Origin of the sequence: Desulfobotulus alkaliphilus, from assembly GCF_007830435.1 — a bacterium.
GTDB classification, from domain to species: Bacteria; Desulfobacterota; Desulfobacteria; order Desulfobacterales; family ASO4-4; genus Desulfobotulus; species Desulfobotulus alkaliphilus.
In genome coordinates, this window is the sequence record NZ_VLLC01000018.1 from 40,420 (window position 1) to 57,426 (window position 17,007).

The window sequence follows — 17,007 nt, forward strand, 5'->3', positions numbered from 1 at the left end:
CCCGGATGCCGGGAGAAAGAGCAGATTCCGGATATCTTACATTCCGGAATATGGTCTTTAAAAATTTTATATTTTTTCAAGGGCATCCATGGTTTGCTGGAAAATTTTCCTGAAATGTTCCATGGCCTGCTTCAAATCTTTATCCCCATACTCCGGTGCAGAACGCAGTATCTTTTCCAGATTTCTGATGGAGCTGAACAGCTCATCGCCGCCAAGATTGCCTGCAACGCCTTTTATATTATGCAACAATACTGAAATCCGCTGCAGATCTCCGTCAGCAAGGGCTTTGTCAGCATCTTCAAGGGCGTATTGATACTCGTCATAAAAATATTTTAAAAAAGAATGATACAAAGCCTTATCTCCCATCACCCTGGACAGGCCTGCAGTCATATCAAAACCAGACAGATGTTCCGGCAGCAGCTCTTCTGAAGAATCATTTTCCGATAATAAGTCTCCGTTTTTTCTTTTTTTCAAAATTCCCATGCTTTCAGCTAAGGAATTCTCCGGAAGCCAGCGAACAAGGATCCCGTACAGCTCATCAAAATCAATGGGTTTTGAAATATGATCGTCCATACCCGCTGCCATGGATTTTTCCCTGTCCCCAGCCATGGCATGGGCTGTCATGGCTATAATCGGCAAAGGCCGCTCCGTGGTAACACAAAGCTTCCCTTCCTTTTCCATGTTCCTTATCATCCGGCTTGCTTCATAACCATCCATCCCTGGCATCTGAATATCCATAAGCACAAGATCAAACGCTTTTTCCCGGACTTTTTCCACCGCATCATGTCCATTCTCCACAACAACGGGAGTAAGACCGAAACTTTCCAGAATTTCTTTGGCAATCTGCTGGTTAACGGGATTATCTTCTGCCAGAAGGACGTACCCTGTAAGTCCATCCACGCACTCTGACAGAGCTGCCGTTTCAGCCCGAGACGGCCTATGATCAAAAACAGAATCCACAGGTTCATCAAGCTTTTCAAATCTGGCCGTAAAAAAGAATTCACTCCCCTGCCCCGGCCTGCTGCTTACTCCTATCTCCCCTCCCATTCTTTCAACAAGAGACTTTGAAATACTTAAGCCAAGCCCGGAACCACCAAACTGACGTGTTGTGGAAACATCGGCCTGAACAAAAGGGGTAAAAAGTCCCTTTAACTGCTCATCTGTTATGCCAACCCCCGTATCCTGAACCATGAAGCACAATACCACAGAAATTCCGTCATCCTCTCCACAGTCAACAATCACGCGGACATGACCTCTTTTGGTAAATTTCAGTGCATTCCCTGTAAGATTGGTCAGAACCTGACCAAGGCGGAGGGGATCTCCTTTGAGATATCTGGGGATCAGAGAGGGGCAGGACACTTCAAAATCAATACCTTTCTCTGCGGATTTATCCGCATGGAGATCCTTAAGATCCTTAAGTACCGAATGAAGATCAAAGGGTATTTCTTCAAAATCAAGGTGGCCGGATTCAATCTTGGAAAAATCAAGGATATCATTGATGATGCCCAGAAGATTAGCGGCCGCTGTCCGGATCTTGCCAAGATAATCCCTCTGCTGATCCGTCAGCTCTGTTTTCAAGGCGAGATGGGTTAATCCAAGTACAATATTCATAGGGGTGCGGATTTCATGGCTCATGCTGGCCAGAAAAGCACTTTTTGCCCTTGTTGCAGCCTCAGCGACTTCCAGCTCACGCTGCACCTTTTCTTTTTCCACACGCTCCGTAATGTCCTGAATAACACCTTCTATAAGAGGACCGTCACTGCTGATAAGATGATGGGCATTGATCCGTACCCACACATTTTTTCCATTACGCTTTCTCAGTTTTACATGAAAATCCCTGACCCTGCCCTTTGCCTTCAGCTCACCCAGAAAAGAATCCCAGGCTTTTGGTTTTGCAAAGCACCCTGAACCGAATTTCTCTGCCACTTTTATCAGTTCTTCCCTTGAAGAGAAGCCAAAAATATTCAACACCGCTGGATTCACCGTCTGTATGTGCCCGTCCGGTGTCACCTGAAAGATACCTTCAGCCGCATTCTCAAAAATACCCCGGTATTTTTCCTCTGCAATGGAAAGATCCGCACAGGCCTGTCTCAGATACACCAGCATACGCCTGAAAGCCCTTGCCAGAGAACCTGTTTCATCCCTGCTCTTCAGGATATCTTCAAAATCTCTGCCCCCGGCTTCAAGGGCGCTGCTCAGCTGGTTCAACAGTTCTGCGGCATTGTCAGCCCCCGGATCTTCACCAATACACCCCATACTGTCCTTCAGGGTACGAAGAGGCCTTACAACCATACGTGAAAGCATCAGATTAAGAAGCCCGGACATGACACAAAAAAGGGAGACAAGGGCAACTGTAAAAATCAAAACAATTGTTTCTGTTTCCCGCTGAAGGCTTCCCAGAGAATATTCAATGCGACAGAAGCCAACATGAAGTCCATGGGCTTTCAGCACTCCGGTATAGGTCAGTTTAAGCAGGCCATCCTCTTTACTGACAATATAGTCAGGCCCATTAAGCAGAAAGGCTGTCTCCCCTGCCGTAAGGGGTGATGGCAAAAAGCTTCCGGTTCCTGTAAAAAACCGGCCTTCACCATCAAAAACCAGCACGGAAAGAACATCCTGACGTTCAGAAATTTGAAAAAGAGTCGCCTGTGCAGCCTTGGTGAGACCCGAAAAAACCTCATTACTTAACTGGTCATTGTGTTTATACAAAAGATCTTCAAGGAAGCCAGCCAGACGCATAACATAATCTGCCCTCCTCTGGGTTTCATAAAAACACAGACAAACACTGGAAAAAATGGCAATAACGATGAAGGTTAAAGCAATAGCAAGATTAATTCTCGTCCGGAGCCGCCTTATCCTTATCATCATCAGAAAGTCCTCCAGAAGCTGTTTCACTCTTCCATAACAGAGTGCAGGCTTGCTTTACCCTGTCTGATTTTCATAATCACAACAGCTTTTTTTTCAGGATCTCCGTTTTCATCCATGGTGATTATTCCCGTTACACCTTCAAAGCCCGATGTGGCAGCAAGGGCATTTCTTATCTTTTTCTTTTGCAGAGATCCGGCCCTTTCAATGGCATCTGCCAGAAGCATGGTTGCGTCATAAGCAAGTGCTGCATTTTCATTCACATAATAAAACCTCTGAAACCTGTCCATGAATTCCCGCACCTTCTCCCTGCCTATCTCCGGTGACCAGTGAGAAGCAAAATACCCACTCCTTATTTCATGACCACCCACCGCCCAGAAATTCCATGCGCCCCAGCCATCACCTCCCAAAAAAGCACTCCCTAGCCCGAGATTCTGGGCCTGCTTAATCATGCGGGCGCTTTCGTTGTGCCCGGAAATAAAAATCAGATCAGGAATATCTTCACCAATCTTCTTCAGAATCTCATGGAATTCAGCATCACTCTGACCTCTTTTATAATCCAGAGTATTAAGCACCCTGCCCTTACCTCTGGTAAAGGCCTCAGAAAAAAATGCTGAAAGATCCATACTGTAGATACATGCAATACACTGCACAATTACTGCTGTTTCCGCTCCCAGTTTTTCCAGGGCAAACCTTGCAAGAACCTGCCCCTGCAGGGTATCCGTAAAGCAGACCCTGAAAATATAATCCCCGATCCGGGTAATGGCAGGATTCGTTGAATTGGGTGTTATCATCGGGATGCCCGCATTCTGAAGCACAGGAGCCATCGCCATGGAGTGATCACTCCATGATGCCCCTATAACGGCATGGACCCTTTGATCAACGGCTTTTTCAGCCGCAAGCCGCGACAGAATGGCACTGCTGCCGTTATCAATTTCTATGAGTTTAATCTTTTTCCCCAAAAGCCCCCCTGCACTGTTCAGCTCCTCAACCGCATAACGGACCCCCTGAACCTGATGCAGGTTGGATGCACTGGCTGCTCCGCTCAAGGCAAAAACAGATGCGATTCTGATTTCCTGATCATCTGCCAGCACGGGTACGGCAACCAATAGGAAAAACACAACAACAAGGGGCAAAAAAGCAGAAGACTTTCCCATGATGGTATCTCCTTTCAGTTTTTATCGGCTTTTTCCAAATGCCGCTGCCAGACACAGTCCTTAAAACAGCTTTGTCCGCAACCGATCTGCCAGAGAAGCCGCCAGCATCTTCACAAAACCTGAAAGATCCAGCTTTTTTCGCTTCCATGCAAGTTTCAGCATGGCAAGGGCAATATGGGAAGGAACCGGGGGTGGGGCATCCTTTCTCACAAGGCCAAGGGCAGAAACCGGACAGGTATCCACACAGAGACCACAGCCGATGCAACGTTTTTTATCCAGATAAACGCTTTTTTTCTCTTTGGAAAAGGCTCCCATGGGGCAGCGCCGGAGACAGATCCCGCAGCCCGTGCAGAGGGAGTCCTCCAGACGGGCATAAAAGGGGGATGCCACCACCTCGCCGGGATTTGCCAGCTGCCGGAAGGTACGCAGCAGACCGCAGCAGCAGCCGCAACAGCAACAGATCCATTTCACTTCCCTGTCATTGCTGGGCTGCAACACAAGACCTGCACGGCTTGCCGACTGAAGAATTTCCCTAACCTCTTCCCGGCTGGCTTCCCGGCCCGCTCCGGTCCAGCGATAATAATCATCGGCTTCACCAAAGTTAATACAGGTTTCAAGGGGCCTGTCACAGGCGGCCTGCTGCATCCCCATTTCCAGACGACAGATGCAGGGGGCCACCACAAAACTTTTTTTGTTTTCGATCAGGGCAAAGGCCTTTTCATAGGTCATGACCCGCAGATCCGCATCAATGCTTTCCGAAACAGGAATCACCCGCATCTGCGGTGCCTTCTGCCAGGCCCCCGCATCCACCAGCCAGGGAACATAGGATTCCATGGCTTCCACAAGCTCGAGGCTGAGGCGGCCCACCTGCAGCTCCCAGATACCCACAATAAACTGGGCAGCCATATACCGGGGAATGCCGTCCTTTTTTACACTACGGAAAATCAGCCCCTTTGATGCCATGGATTCGAGCATCCCTGCCGCCTTCTCACCCGGCATCCCCGCCCGGAAAGCCAGAACCTCCGCCCTTTCCTCCAGAAGGTTCAGATGCAGGGCCAGTGCCGCCTCTTCCGGTGCAAAAAGGAGCTTCAGAATGCGAATTTCCACTCCATGGGGGGTCTCGGGAAAACCGCCGGGCTGCCGGTCCAGATGCCGGGCAAGCCGACGGTAAAGGTTTTCCTCTTCAAAAGACCTTTCTTTTTCCTTGTTCACAGGATCTGCCATACGGATCCTTCCTTCCAAATAAAAATACCAGCCACAGACCAAGGTATCTGAAAAAGCCATATCCGGCCTTAAGACCTGCTTTTACAGCTGCTTTAGCCTGTTACCAGATTATAGTAAAAAATCTGATTACCACTGTCTTTCAACCATACGAACCCTAATCCATGAAATTAAATGACCAGATTTTACGATTATTAACGGCCACCCGTAAAGGGTGTTCCCAAAAAACAGGGCCTTAAAAACCATTCACAGGGGCAGGCCTTCAAGCCTGCCCGCATTAAAAAATCCGCTTGCCATGGGGCAGACAACAACCTGACCAGCAGGCTGTGGCATAGCCAGGGTAGAAATCAGAATAAAAAAACTACTTATTTCAAGACATTTGTCCTTGACTCAGGCCCAGCTTCATGGTCTTCTATTCATATCTCATTACCATTTTTTATGCACAATCTCCTGATCCATATTCCTTTCGAGCTTTTCATCTTAACCCAGAAAAGCACCTTCGCTTTTCGATTAAGACATTCCATAACTCGTACAGAATCCAAACAGGGAGGTATTCATGATGCATTCAAACCGGTTGACTTTTTTTCTCATCGCAATGTTTTTTGCTTTGTTATCAGTACCTAACAGCACGATCCATGCCAGTGAGGTTGTCAGCGTTATAGGTCATCAGTATCCACCCTATCAGAATCAGGATCAGTCAGGTTTTCAAAATGAGTTGGTCAAAGAGGCATTTAATGCCGTTGGTATCACTGCCGACATAGTTATTACCCCTCCTTTCAGAACGATTAAAGATTTTTATGACTGCAGATATGCCGTTTGTGCTGATGGTGAAACCCTGACCGATGAACAAAAAAACAGAGAACTCGACGTAAAAAAACATGTATACTGGAATGTACCTATAGGTCTTATGTATTATAAACCCAATTTAACAGCATCAGAAATAAAAGCACTGGAGTCCGTCAGCGATTTTTCACAAATAAATCCTGACTATTCAATATTAAGTTATGGAGGATACGATCCCTATACCCCTGAAGGCTTCAAAGGAAAAGTAGATTCCAGAACCCACTCTCCGGAACAGACCCTGATGATGGTAAGGGGTGACAGGTATAAACTGGGATTCGAGGTTCTGGGAGTCACCCCCTATTATGTAATAAACAGTGACAAGCCGGATGATCTGAAAAACTGGGGATTTGTGAATGCATGGGTCTTTGTGCCTCAATACATGGCCTTTAAAGGAAAAGACCCCAAAGGCTCTTACTATGAAAAAAAATTTCTTGAAGGCCTTAAAATAATAAAAAATAATGGAACCTATCTGGATATATACGAAAGACTTTATGGCAAAAACAATATTCCAAAATCTGCCATTGATGACCCCAATGGAGATATAAAAAAAGAGGATATGGGCAGACTTGTGGATGATGCCAACTTTGATCTGCAGAAATTCCTCAGACAAAAAAGAGATGCAACGGGATCAATTGTGGAATTTGTAGACTGATATCAAAGATCCATCTGGCTAACCCGGCTTGCCCAGCCGGGTTAGCCAGAGCACAAAACAAAAACCAAAGTCCGGTACACAAACATAATGCGTATTTTTATCATATCCCACTTGCGTACTTTAAGTACCGGACTGTGCCACCCAAAAAAACAACATGAACACCTTGCTCCTGAAAATTCAACCTCTGTTCACCGCCACCTCCGGCAGCACAGGAGGAACCGGAATATGAAGACAGGCGCAGATCATCCGCAGAAGTTCCGCCTCTTCCAGGGACAGCTGCCCGTCGTGTCCCGCCGTCACCAGCAGGGCCTGGACCAGCTCGCCTTTAGTCATAAAATCCAGACCGTCCAGCACCTCCAGTGCCATATCCAGATCCCTTTCCCAGTTGACAGGCGCCTCGTACAGGGGCACATCCATGGGAAGCATACGGCTGATACCCGCCAGAAAGGCCCTGCGGGCAAGGGCTTCGGAATCATGGCCCTGCCAGGCAAGAACGGAAAAAATATTTACCAAGGCTTCCCTGCACTGTTTCCCCCTGCACTTTCCCCCCTCGGGCTTTCTGTTGGGGGACTGGGCCTCGGCCAGACGCCGCTTCAGAAGACGCACGAAACAATACTCAAAAACCGTGACCTTGCCGTCCATGGCAACCATGGCTTCCATGAGATCCGTAAGGCGTTTGCCATAGGGAGCATCCAGCTGGCGCAGGGCGGAGAAAGCCAGATCCGAAAGGGGAAGGGTTAAGAGGGGATGCATCTTTTCCGCTTCTTTGGTAAGTATTGCAACTTTTTCGGCAAACTTCAGGTTCAGCATTTCTTCCACCTTGCCCATCTGCGATTCCCGCATATCCTTCTCCCTTGCCAGAAAAAGGGCCGGAAAGAGGGCCAGAACCTCGCTGCGGCTGCGGGCCGCATGCAAAAGGGTATCGGGAATGGCAGAAACGGTCTGAACCGCATGATCCAGATGTTCTGGATCCGGCGATTCCACATCCTGATTCAGGGACGCAGCAAAGGCCGATGCCGCCACCTTTTCATTTTTGCCTGTGAGAAAAGCCCATGGATCAGAAGAACCGGCAAAGGCAGCATGGATACCGGATCTCTGATTTTTTGCCGTATCCGCAGAAGCTCTGCGCTCCATATCCTCCGGCCGGAAGCGGGGATCAATGGCCTTAATCCTTTCTTCTATGGGCGGATGGGTAGCCAGCATGGAAAACCAGAAGCTCTGGCCCGTGGCAAAGAGCATGTGGCTGACCTCTTCCCTGTCTGCGGCCTTAAGCTGGGAGCCCGAAGAATAACCGGCTATTTTTTTCAAGGCACCACCAATGCCATCGGGGTTTCTTGTAAACTGGACGGCACAGGCATCCGCAAGATACTCCCGCTGCCTTGAAACACTGGCCTTGATCAGTCTGCCGAAAAAAACGCCGATATACCCCACAAGCATCAGGCCCAGCCCCAGAATGGGACCACCGCCACCCTGCTTTCTGTTACCGATAAAACTTTTTCTCCTGCCGCCGCTGTGCAAAAGACCCCGGCCAATCACACTGATGGCAAGAATGCCATAGAGAATACCCATCATACGGATATTCATCCGCATATCTCCATTGAGAATGTGGGTGAACTCATGGGCAATGACCCCCTGCAACTCATCCCTGTTCAGCTGATCCAGCGCTCCCCGGCTGACGGCAACGGCCGCATCTTCCGGCGTATAACCCGCAGCAAAGGCATTGATACCCTTTTCCGCTTCCAGCACATAAATGTGGGGCGTAGGCAAGCCCGAGGCAACGGACATTTCCTCCACCACATTGCAAAGGCGTCGCAGGGCCGGATCCGTGCTGTCCGGATCCACCCAGGTGCCGCCCATGCCCACGGCCACCATATCTCCGCCGCTACGGAGCTTACTCATGCGGTACCAGCTGGCACCACCAATGACCATAAGGGTGATGAGGCTGACAATACCATGGGCCTTCATGGATGCGTTCAGCTTCATATGCTGCATTTCATGGGCGCCGAACTCAAAAAAGCTGAAGAAAAGAAGTCCTACGGCAAGGTTCACCGCAAAAACAATGAGCACAACGGCAATGATAAAAAGAAAAACCATCCTGCGGCTGTTGCGTCTGGCACGGTCCTGATGTTCAAAAAAATTCATCTGGAACCCCTTTCTCTCCCATTATCTGCCTGTTCAGGAAAAAGAAACCTTGGGCACCTGACGCTTGGCCTGATCTTCTATCTCAAGGAGGGCTGCGGCAGTAAAACGGAACTGGGAGGCAACAATATTTGCCGGAAATTGTTCGCGCTTGACATTATATGTCATGACAGCATCATTATAGGCCTGTCTGGCAAAGGCCACCCGATTTTCCGTACTGCTCAGCTCTTCGGAAAGCTGTTTCATGTTTTCGCTGGCCTGCAACTGGGGGTAGGATTCCGACAAGGCCATGAAACGCCCCAGCATCCCGCCAAGTCCCTGCTCTGCCACAGCCAGCGCCTTCATGGCTTCGGGATTGCCCGGATCTGCCGCCGCCTTTCTCAGCCCGGAAGAAGCCTGATTTCTTGCGGCAATGACCGCCTCAAGGGTTTCCCGCTCATGGGTCATGTAGGCCTTGGCCGTTTCCACAAGGTTGGGAATCAGGTCATAGCGCCGGGTCAGCTGCACATCAATCTGGGCAAAGGCATTCTGAAACCTGTTTTTTAAAGAAACCAGCTTATTGTAGGTAACAATGGTAAAAATCACCACAAGGACCGCACATACACCAATGCCAATTATCCATTCCATGTCAACACTCCTTTTTTCTGGTTTTCAGGTAATTATCCAACACATTTTAACTTGAAAAATTATACATTAATTTCAAAGCATTAGTTCTAAAAAAAGACAATCGGGCTGTTTGTGAGTGACATTGCAATCGTTTCGGATCAGTTCCCTATCCACACACAGGAGGCCGTCTGTCCGACCATGGAGCCGCCCGTTCAATCTGGGCAGCCAGGGCAAAAAGGGTGGCATCCCCACACATCCCTCCCATAAACTGCATCCCCAGAGGCAAACCTTCCTTTGTCCAGTGCAAAGGCAAAGACATACCCGGCAAGCCCGTCACATTCCCGCAGAGGGTAAAGCCCATGCGGTTCAGGGTCGGAGCGGCAAAATGCCTTGCCAGACCGCTTTGCAGAAGAAAACGGCTTCCCGGAAGAAAGGAACCCGCCACCAGAAGTTTTTCCTCAAGGGCTGAGGGAGGTATCACACCATGGGCCGCAGGGGGACCAATGAGGGTGGGCGTTAACAGGATATCCCACTTCTCAAAAAAACGTCCCATCTCCAGCTGCACCCCATGCCATCCTTCCTTGGCCAGCACAAAATCCATGGCCGAAAGACTTCTTCCAAGGGCCGCCATGTTCCTTGTGGCAGGCTCCAGTTTTTTAACGGCTTCCAGCCCGCCCTTTTTCCGCACATCATGGCAGATGGCCGCCGTATGACCACAGACCACAGTCAGATAATCCTTCCAGAAGCGACGGCGGTTAACGGCAGGGGATGCCTCTTCCACACTGTGGCCGAGATCCTGCAAAAGACGTACCGTTGATTCGAGCCCCGCCAGGGCCTCGGGATCAAGCCTGACGGGCACCATGGGAGAGGAGGAAAAGGCGATGCGCAGAGGTTTGGGATCTTTTTCGCAGGCCTTGAGGCAGGAGGCTTCCAGCCGGGAAACCCGGTAGGCTGCCCCGGTCTCCGGCCCGGAAACCGCATCCAGCATGGCCGCACTGTCCCGGACGGATCGGGTGATCACATGCCCTGCAACAGCGCCTTCCCAGGGTTCCCCGAAATCCGGGCCCACGGGTGTAAGCCCCCGTGAGGGTTTGAATCCAAAAACACCGCAGCAGGCCGAAGGAAAGCGGATGGAGCCTCCCCCGTCACTGGCCGATGCCATGGGAACAATGCGGGCAGCCACCACCGCTGCGGAACCGCCCGATGACCCACCGGTACTGTATCCTTTTTTCCATGGATTATGCACCGGCCCGAAAGCTTTGGGCTCTGTGGTGATGGTCAGGCCAAACTCCGGCGTACTGGTTTTACCAAAGGGGACAAGTCCCGTTGCAAGATAACGCCTGACCAGCTCACTGTGGGTGTGGGGCAGCTCACGCACCGCCCGGCTGCCCATACGGATGGGCTCCCCTGCAAAGCTGTCCATGAGATCCTTCAGCAGAAAAGGAACACCCGCAAAAAACCCTTTGCCATCACAGTGTAAGGCCATTTTCTCCGCCCGTTCCCGAAAGGTATGAATGATGGCGTTGAGCTCCGGATTCAGGGCTTCAGCCCGATCCAGTGCCGCAGCAAGCACCTCCCGCGGAGAAACCTCCCCCTGACGGATCAGTTCCGCAAGGCCGATACCGTCATAATCCGCATACTCTTTAAACATGCATCCCCCCTTTACTAAAAAAACGTATACCCCCCATCAGGCAGGCTGCATAAAACACATGGCCAATCCCTGCAAAAACAGGGAATATAATAAAGACAATGGTATATTCTTACGCAGAGAGACCCCGGCTGTCAATCACAGCATGTAACAGGCCGGGGAAAACAATATCCCCTTCACATTCAGGGATCTGAAAAACACCGGGGAAAAAATGACTGGTATTCAAAAACATGATAAGGTAAAATAAATAAAGTAAAAATAAATACCCATAATCCACCCCCACCTGAAACCAGCAAAAACGGAGGATTCCCATGATGACTTTTTCCTATCGTTTTCCCCGCATGATCTTTCTTTTTTTACTGACCATTCCCCTTCTTTATTTGCCCGCCAGCCCCGTTTTCCAGACAGCCCATGCCGCTGGAAAAGTGGTCATTGCCAATGGCGACTGGGCTCCCTATCAGGGCAAAGACCTGCCCGGCGGCGGTCCTGCCAGCATCATTGTGACCGAAGCCTTTGCCACGCAGGGCTTGGATGTGGAATTCCGTTATATGCCCTGGGCCAGGGGCCTGAACCTCACCCGTGAGGCCCAGACCGATGCCACCATGCTCTACAGCTATAATGAGGAAAGGGGGCAGAGTTTTCTATACAGCGATGCCATCATCAGCCTTGATACGGTTGTCTTTCATCTGAAAGACAAAAAATTTCACTGGGAAAACCCCGAAGATCTGAAGGGTATGACCTTAGGTGCCGTACTGGAATACGACTATGGTTTTGTCCGGGAAGACAGCGGCTACACCCTTGACAGGGTTGCTTCCGGTGAATTTAATTACCGCAAACTCGCCGCCGGACGCATTGACGCCCTTATGGAAGAAAGGCTGGTGGGGCTTGAAACGGCGAGACAGGAAGGCCTTGGAGACAGAATCACCTACCATGCCAAACCCATAAAAAGCGTTCCCTATCACCTCATCGTTTCCAAAGAAAACCCCAGAGCAGAAGAAATTATTCAGACATTCAACAAAGGGCTGAGCCAGTTGAAAGCCGATGGACGCCTGAATCAGATTCTGCAGATTACGCCTTAAAAACCTGAATAACCAACGCCTTTTTGCGCAGCCCTGCCATAAAGGCGTTTTTTTATCTTTTATCATGCTGGAGTTTAAAAAATATGGAAAAAAAACGTTCTGCCATTCTTCTTGCCCAGGGAATTGCCCTGGCTTTTCTTCTGATTGCAGGAGCTGGTTTCTGGTTTTACATGTCCATGGACCCCAATCTTGCCAAAGCGCTGGACAAAAACTCCAGAACCCTTGTCATTGCCAATGGTGAGTGGGTTCCTTATCAGGGAGCATCCCTGACCGAAGGTGGCCCCATGAGCCGCATCGTGACGGCAGCCTTTGAACGGCAGGGCTGGACAGTGGAATACGTGTACCTTCCATGGGCACAGGGGCTTTCCATGACGGAAAGGGTAAAAACCGATGCCACCATGCTCTACAGTTATAATGATGAAAGGGGGAAAAAGTTTTATTACAGTGATCCTGTACTGGAACTGGACACGGTGGTTTTCTATAATCTGAACAAACCAGTCCGGTGGGAGAGGCCTGAAGACCTGAAAGGGCTTACCCTGGGAGGGGTGGAAAAATACGATTACGGCTTTGTCAGGGAGGAAGATGGATACCGGATCCGCAGAAGCAGTGACCCCGCCAATAATCACAGGAGGCTTGCGGAAGGCCGACTGGACGGGGCGATGGAGGAAGTTCTTGTGGGGATGAAAATTTTAAGGGAAGAAAACCTCCAACACCGCATCTCTTTTCATCCCACCCCTGTAAAAAGAACCAATTACCACATGATCATATCCAAAGACCACCCAAGGGCTGCTGAAATCCTGCAGGTTTTCAACCTCGGCCTTGCCCGCATCAAGGAAGACGGCACCTTCACCGCCCTGCTGGAATACAAGTGATACCAAAAGAGGCCTTGCAGAGTTTTTTCTTTTTAAATATAATTTTTATCGAAAAATCAAGTTTATGAAAAAGAGAGTACCCTTTAAAAAATATAATGGATGTCTGCAGCAAACAGACTCAACCTTCGGAATCAGGCAGATCAGTCTCCCTGCCCATCCGGTATAAGAAACGGTCAGGCAGGACAAACGGCATCTTTCTGCCCGAATCCGGGCAGGAAGATGAAAAAGATACGCTCCCATAACCAACCACCTTCCTAAAAAACCACCACCAAGGAGTCTTCCATGGACAAAACATCTCTCCGCATTCCCATGCAAAAACGAATCTTTGTCCGTATTGTCAGCACTGTTCTGGTTTTAACCACGCTGATTCTTATGGGGATGGGCTTCTGGCAATACCAGAGTGCCAAATCCCGGCTGGAACAGGGCCTGAATGTGGATGCCGACCTTGCCCTGCAGCGCATCCTCCTCACCCTGCAGGATCCTTTATATAATTTTGACATGGCCCAGACGGAAGCCATTCTCCGGTCTGAGATGCAGGACCTGAGACTTCTCGCCGTGGCCCTTTCAGACCCTGCCAACCAGCGGCAACTCCTTATTCTGGGCAGAAACGCAGACAAAGAAGTCCAAAATACGGAAAAACTGCCGGAAACAAGAAGATTCCAGAGGGAAAGCCCCATCTCCAGAGGGGATGACAAACTCGGTAATATCCATATCATACTGAACCCGGATTTCTTTCAGGACAGCCTCCGTGAAATCCTCATCAACACCATCATCACCATTGTCATTCTCAACATTCTTCTGCTTGCGGTCATGGCCTTTACCCTCAGAGCCATGGTCTTTTATCCCCTTGACAAAATGATTTCTGCTGTGCGGGATCTGGCCGAAGGTGAAGGGGATCTCACCCAGCGCATTTCAGAAAAAAGCGGGAATGAACTCAGCCTTGCCGCCCGCTGGATCAATGTCTTCATTGCCCAGATCCATGAAATTATGGGCCGCATCCGTGATAACGGCAACAAACTCACGGACTCGGCCACAAGCCTCCTCTCCATTTCCGAAAAAATGGCAACAGACTCCAGAACTTCTGCGGAAAGGGCCACGGCCGTTGCCAGTGCCACGGGGCAGATGAGCCAGAGCATGGGCAGTGTGGCCTCGGCCATGGAGCAGGCTGCCACCAACACCTCCATGGTTGCCGCAGCTGCTGAAGAAATGACTGCCACCATCGATGAAATTGCCAAAAACACAGAAGAAGCCAGACGGACCACCCAAAACGCGGTACACCGCTCCGAGGGTGCAACGGAAAAAATGACCGAACTGGAAAATATTGCAGGGCAGATCGGAAAAGTGACCGAATCCATCACGGAAATATCAGAACAGACCAATCTTCTGGCCCTGAACGCCACCATAGAAGCAGCAAGGGCGGGCGAGGCTGGCAAAGGCTTTGCCGTTGTGGCCAGCGAAATCAAAACCCTTGCCACCCAGACCACCACAGCTACGGAAAACATACGGAACATCATCGCATCGGCCCAGTCTGTCATTAAACAGGCCACCGGCGAAGTGCAGGAAGTCTCCGGTGCCATTCAGGCCACCAGCGACATTGTAACGGTCATTGCCACGGCTGTGGAACAGCAGTCCGCCGCCACCCGGGAAATTTCCGGCAATGTCCTTCAGGCGGCTGAAGGAATTCAGGAGGTAAATGAAAACATGGCTGCCATGACGGGCTTTGTGCAAAGCATCCGTCAGGACATAGAAAGTGTGGACAATATCAGTAAAGAGATGAATAATATCAGTTGCGATGTGAACGGCAAGGCCCGGGAAGTCTCCGGCATGGCAGAAAACCTCCAGGGGCTTATCGGACGATTTGTCCTGTAAATCAAATATTCCAACACAGAACTGAACCAGACCAAAGGAGCATTCCATGAAGTTTCCGGGCAGAATTCTTTTGATACTCTTGATGGCACTCACCCTTACTGCACAGGCAGAGCCGGAAAGAAAACTCACCGGAATCTCTCTGGACTGGGAACCCTATATTGGTGCCCATATGCCGCAGCAGGGCTATGTGGCACAGATCGTCCGGGAAGCCTTTAAAGCAGGTGGCGGTTATACCATGGACGTAGAATTCATGGCATGGACATGGGTGGTCGCCCTGGCCGATTCCGGCAGGTATGACTTTTACTTCCCGGAATATTACGATGCAAAACTTGAAGAAAAGTATTATATATCAGATCCCATTCCCGGCGGTCCCCTTGTTTTTTTTAAAAGAAAAGACACAAACATCCAGTACAATCATCTTCAGGATCTCAGACCCCATAAAATCGGTACCGTCCGCGGCTATGTAAACACCCCTGAATTTGACAATGCAGACTATCTGACCAAGGTGGAGGCCATGACGGATATGGAGAACATCCAGAATCTCCTTAACGGAAAAATCCAAGTAATGGTAATGGACAAATATGTGGGCCTCCACCTCCTGCGCACAAAAAGCTCTGACAGAGCCATGGAAGTGGAGGTCATGACCCCTCCCTTAGGTGTCAATGACCTCCATGTGTGTTTTCCCAAAAAGACCGGGAATGCCCGAGAACATCTGGAAGCACTGAATCAAGGGCTGAAAATCCTCAAGGAAACCGGCCGGGTCAAAGAAATCATGCAAAGCCACGGCTTCTGAACCTGTTTCATAAGCATCTTAAATCCTTTGCCCAAATACAAGGAGACAGCGAATGAAAAATAAAACCGCTGCCCACTGGCCCTTCCTGCTCCTGTCATGTTTAATCTTAACCCTGCTCAATGCTTCCCCCCTGCCTGCGGAGTCAAATACGGGCATTACAGATACCCACATACGCATAGGCCAGTCATGCTCACTTACAGGGCCTGCCATGGGACTGTGCAAGGGCATGAGGGATGGGGCACAGCTGTATTTTGATTATATCAACGCACAGGGTGGTATTCATGGCAGACAGATTCAACTGATCACCCAAGATGACGCCTATAATCCGGAGAAATGTAAAAAAAACACAAAGGCATTTATAAACGAGCAAAATATTTTTCTTTTGTTCGGATATGTGGGAACCCTCACAACAGAAACAGTGCTGCCCCTGCTTCAGGAAAAAAAGTTCCCTCTTTTTGCCCCCCTTACCGGTGCCAGAATATTCAGATACCCTGTCATACATGAAGTGTTCAACATAAGGGCCAGCTATATACAGGAAACCGAAACCATGGTTGACCGGCTGGTAAAGGACAGGGGCATAAAAAATATTGCCGTTTTCTACCAGAATGACAGCTACGGCACAGACGGGCTCAACGGCGTACGCATTGCCGCATCCAAATACGGAATCGTGCCCTCAGGCACGGTATCCTACAACAGAGAGTCTCCTGATACAGAAAAAGCCGTAAGCCAGCTTATGGAATCAAATCCGGAGGCCGTTATCCTTATTGCGACAAGTGAACCCGCAGCACAGCTCATATCCGGAATGAGAAACGCAGGGAGTGAAGCCTTATTTCTCAATGTCTCCTTTGTCAATGGTGAAGACCTTGCCGAAAGGCTCCTAAACCATGGCATAGGGGTTGTTGTATCTCAGGTTGTTCCCTTTCCCTTTTACAGAAGAGTTCCGCTTGTGGCCGAATATAGTCAGATCGGATCCAAACTACGTCCTGAAAAACAAGCTGACTTTGCTGGCATGGAAGGGTTTGCAGCAGCCAAAGCCCTGACCGGTATTCTGGCCGATACCCCTGCTCCCCTCACAAGGGAAGCCTTCATGAAAAGTGCAGAGCAGCAGGATGAAAGGGATATCGGCGGCTTCACCTTTTCCTTCAGCCCACAAAGGCGGCAGGGAAGCAACCTTGTTTATCTGACCCAGATCGGCCCCGGGGGCTTTCTCCGCCCCATTGAGAACCTCAACCAGCTTTATCCGTTTCACAAGAACTGAAAGGA

12 protein-coding genes are annotated in these 17,007 nt (G+C 49.7%); 6 read left to right on the forward strand and 6 right to left on the reverse strand.

The window, feature by feature from the left end; all coding sequences use genetic code 11:
• Window positions 1–66 precede the first annotated feature (66 nt).
• The 3 genes from LZ24_RS11420 to LZ24_RS11430 are packed head-to-tail and all read right to left on the reverse strand — an operon-like array spanning window position 67 to window position 5,246.
• The gene (locus LZ24_RS11420; protein ID WP_144685435.1) at window positions 67–2,868 is read right to left on the reverse strand and encodes an ATP-binding protein; all 2,802 of its coding nucleotides are present in this window, start codon (window positions 2,866–2,868) and stop codon (window positions 67–69) included.
• A 23-nt stretch (window positions 2,869–2,891) separates the two neighbouring features.
• Complete coding sequence (locus tag LZ24_RS11425; protein ID WP_144685436.1) at window positions 2,892–4,022, reverse strand: ABC transporter substrate-binding protein; 1,131 nt, start codon at window positions 4,020–4,022, stop codon at window positions 2,892–2,894.
• Between the two features lie 60 nt (window positions 4,023–4,082).
• Window positions 4,083–5,246: an indolepyruvate ferredoxin oxidoreductase subunit alpha gene (locus LZ24_RS11430; RefSeq protein ID WP_186443095.1), complete on the reverse strand. Its 1,164-nt coding sequence runs from the start codon at window positions 5,244–5,246 to the stop codon at window positions 4,083–4,085.
• Between the two features lie 553 nt (window positions 5,247–5,799).
• On the opposite strand from LZ24_RS11430, the gene LZ24_RS11435 reads away from it, so the two are divergent.
• Window positions 5,800–6,738: a hypothetical protein gene (locus LZ24_RS11435; protein ID WP_144685438.1), complete on the forward strand. Its 939-nt coding sequence runs from the start codon at window positions 5,800–5,802 to the stop codon at window positions 6,736–6,738.
• Window positions 6,739–6,915: 177 nt separating this feature from the next.
• Here LZ24_RS11435 and LZ24_RS11440 read toward each other — a convergent pair whose 3' ends face one another.
• From LZ24_RS11440 to LZ24_RS11450, 3 genes are all read right to left on the reverse strand, one after another.
• Window positions 6,916–8,880 (reverse strand): M48 family metallopeptidase, encoded by a 1,965-nt coding sequence (locus LZ24_RS11440; RefSeq protein ID WP_144685439.1) that lies wholly within the window; start codon window positions 8,878–8,880, stop codon window positions 6,916–6,918.
• A 33-nt stretch (window positions 8,881–8,913) separates the two neighbouring features.
• Window positions 8,914–9,504: a LemA family protein gene (locus tag LZ24_RS11445; RefSeq protein ID WP_144685440.1), complete on the reverse strand. Its 591-nt coding sequence runs from the start codon at window positions 9,502–9,504 to the stop codon at window positions 8,914–8,916.
• A gap of 145 nt (window positions 9,505–9,649) precedes the next feature.
• Entirely contained in the window at window positions 9,650–11,134 is a 1,485-nt protein-coding gene (locus LZ24_RS11450; RefSeq protein ID WP_144685441.1) for an amidase, read from the reverse strand.
• Window positions 11,135–11,442: 308 nt separating this feature from the next.
• Here LZ24_RS11450 and LZ24_RS11455 point away from each other — a divergent pair, with 308 nt between their 5' ends.
• The 5 genes from LZ24_RS11455 (at window position 11,443) to LZ24_RS11475 (ending at window position 17,002) form a co-directional block, all read left to right on the forward strand.
• Window positions 11,443–12,210 (forward strand): substrate-binding periplasmic protein, encoded by a 768-nt coding sequence (locus tag LZ24_RS11455; RefSeq protein ID WP_144685442.1) that lies wholly within the window; start codon window positions 11,443–11,445, stop codon window positions 12,208–12,210.
• A gap of 83 nt (window positions 12,211–12,293) precedes the next feature.
• Window positions 12,294–13,082 carry a substrate-binding periplasmic protein gene (locus tag LZ24_RS11460; RefSeq protein ID WP_144685443.1) on the forward strand — a complete coding sequence of 263 codons (789 nt, stop codon included), beginning with the start codon at window positions 12,294–12,296 and terminating at the stop codon, window positions 13,080–13,082.
• A 282-nt stretch (window positions 13,083–13,364) separates the two neighbouring features.
• Complete coding sequence (locus tag LZ24_RS11465) at window positions 13,365–14,951, forward strand: methyl-accepting chemotaxis protein (RefSeq protein WP_144685444.1); 1,587 nt, start codon at window positions 13,365–13,367, stop codon at window positions 14,949–14,951.
• Window positions 14,952–14,997: 46 nt separating this feature from the next.
• Window positions 14,998–15,744: a substrate-binding periplasmic protein gene (locus LZ24_RS11470; protein ID WP_144685445.1), complete on the forward strand. Its 747-nt coding sequence runs from the start codon at window positions 14,998–15,000 to the stop codon at window positions 15,742–15,744.
• 52 nt (window positions 15,745–15,796) lie between these two features.
• Window positions 15,797–17,002, forward strand: a complete 1,206-nt coding sequence (locus tag LZ24_RS11475) for an ABC transporter substrate-binding protein (RefSeq protein ID WP_144685446.1) — start codon at window positions 15,797–15,799, stop codon at window positions 17,000–17,002.
• Window positions 17,003–17,007 lie beyond the last annotated feature (5 nt).

Bases quoted from the DNA above. Each gene is read 5' to 3' on its own strand.
- LZ24_RS11460 (WP_144685443.1), top strand. From the start codon at position 12,294: ATGGAAAAAAAACGTTCTGCCATTCTTCTTGCCCAGGGAATTGCCCTG.
- LZ24_RS11455 (WP_144685442.1), top strand. From the start codon at position 11,443: ATGATGACTTTTTCCTATCGTTTTCCCCGCATGATCTTTCTTTTTTTA.
- LZ24_RS11440 (WP_144685439.1), bottom strand. From the start codon at position 8,880: ATGAATTTTTTTGAACATCAGGACCGTGCCAGACGCAACAGCCGCAGG.
- LZ24_RS11435 (WP_144685438.1), top strand. From the start codon at position 5,800: ATGATGCATTCAAACCGGTTGACTTTTTTTCTCATCGCAATGTTTTTT.
- LZ24_RS11470 (WP_144685445.1), top strand. From the start codon at position 14,998: ATGAAGTTTCCGGGCAGAATTCTTTTGATACTCTTGATGGCACTCACC.
- LZ24_RS11475 (WP_144685446.1), top strand. From the start codon at position 15,797: ATGAAAAATAAAACCGCTGCCCACTGGCCCTTCCTGCTCCTGTCATGT.
- LZ24_RS11450 (WP_144685441.1), bottom strand. From the start codon at position 11,134: ATGTTTAAAGAGTATGCGGATTATGACGGTATCGGCCTTGCGGAACTG.
- LZ24_RS11445 (WP_144685440.1), bottom strand. From the start codon at position 9,504: ATGGAATGGATAATTGGCATTGGTGTATGTGCGGTCCTTGTGGTGATT.
- LZ24_RS11420 (WP_144685435.1), bottom strand. From the start codon at position 2,868: ATGATGATAAGGATAAGGCGGCTCCGGACGAGAATTAATCTTGCTATT.
- LZ24_RS11430 (WP_186443095.1), bottom strand. From the start codon at position 5,246: ATGGCAGATCCTGTGAACAAGGAAAAAGAAAGGTCTTTTGAAGAGGAA.
- LZ24_RS11425 (WP_144685436.1), bottom strand. From the start codon at position 4,022: ATGGGAAAGTCTTCTGCTTTTTTGCCCCTTGTTGTTGTGTTTTTCCTA.
- LZ24_RS11465 (WP_144685444.1), top strand. From the start codon at position 13,365: ATGGACAAAACATCTCTCCGCATTCCCATGCAAAAACGAATCTTTGTC.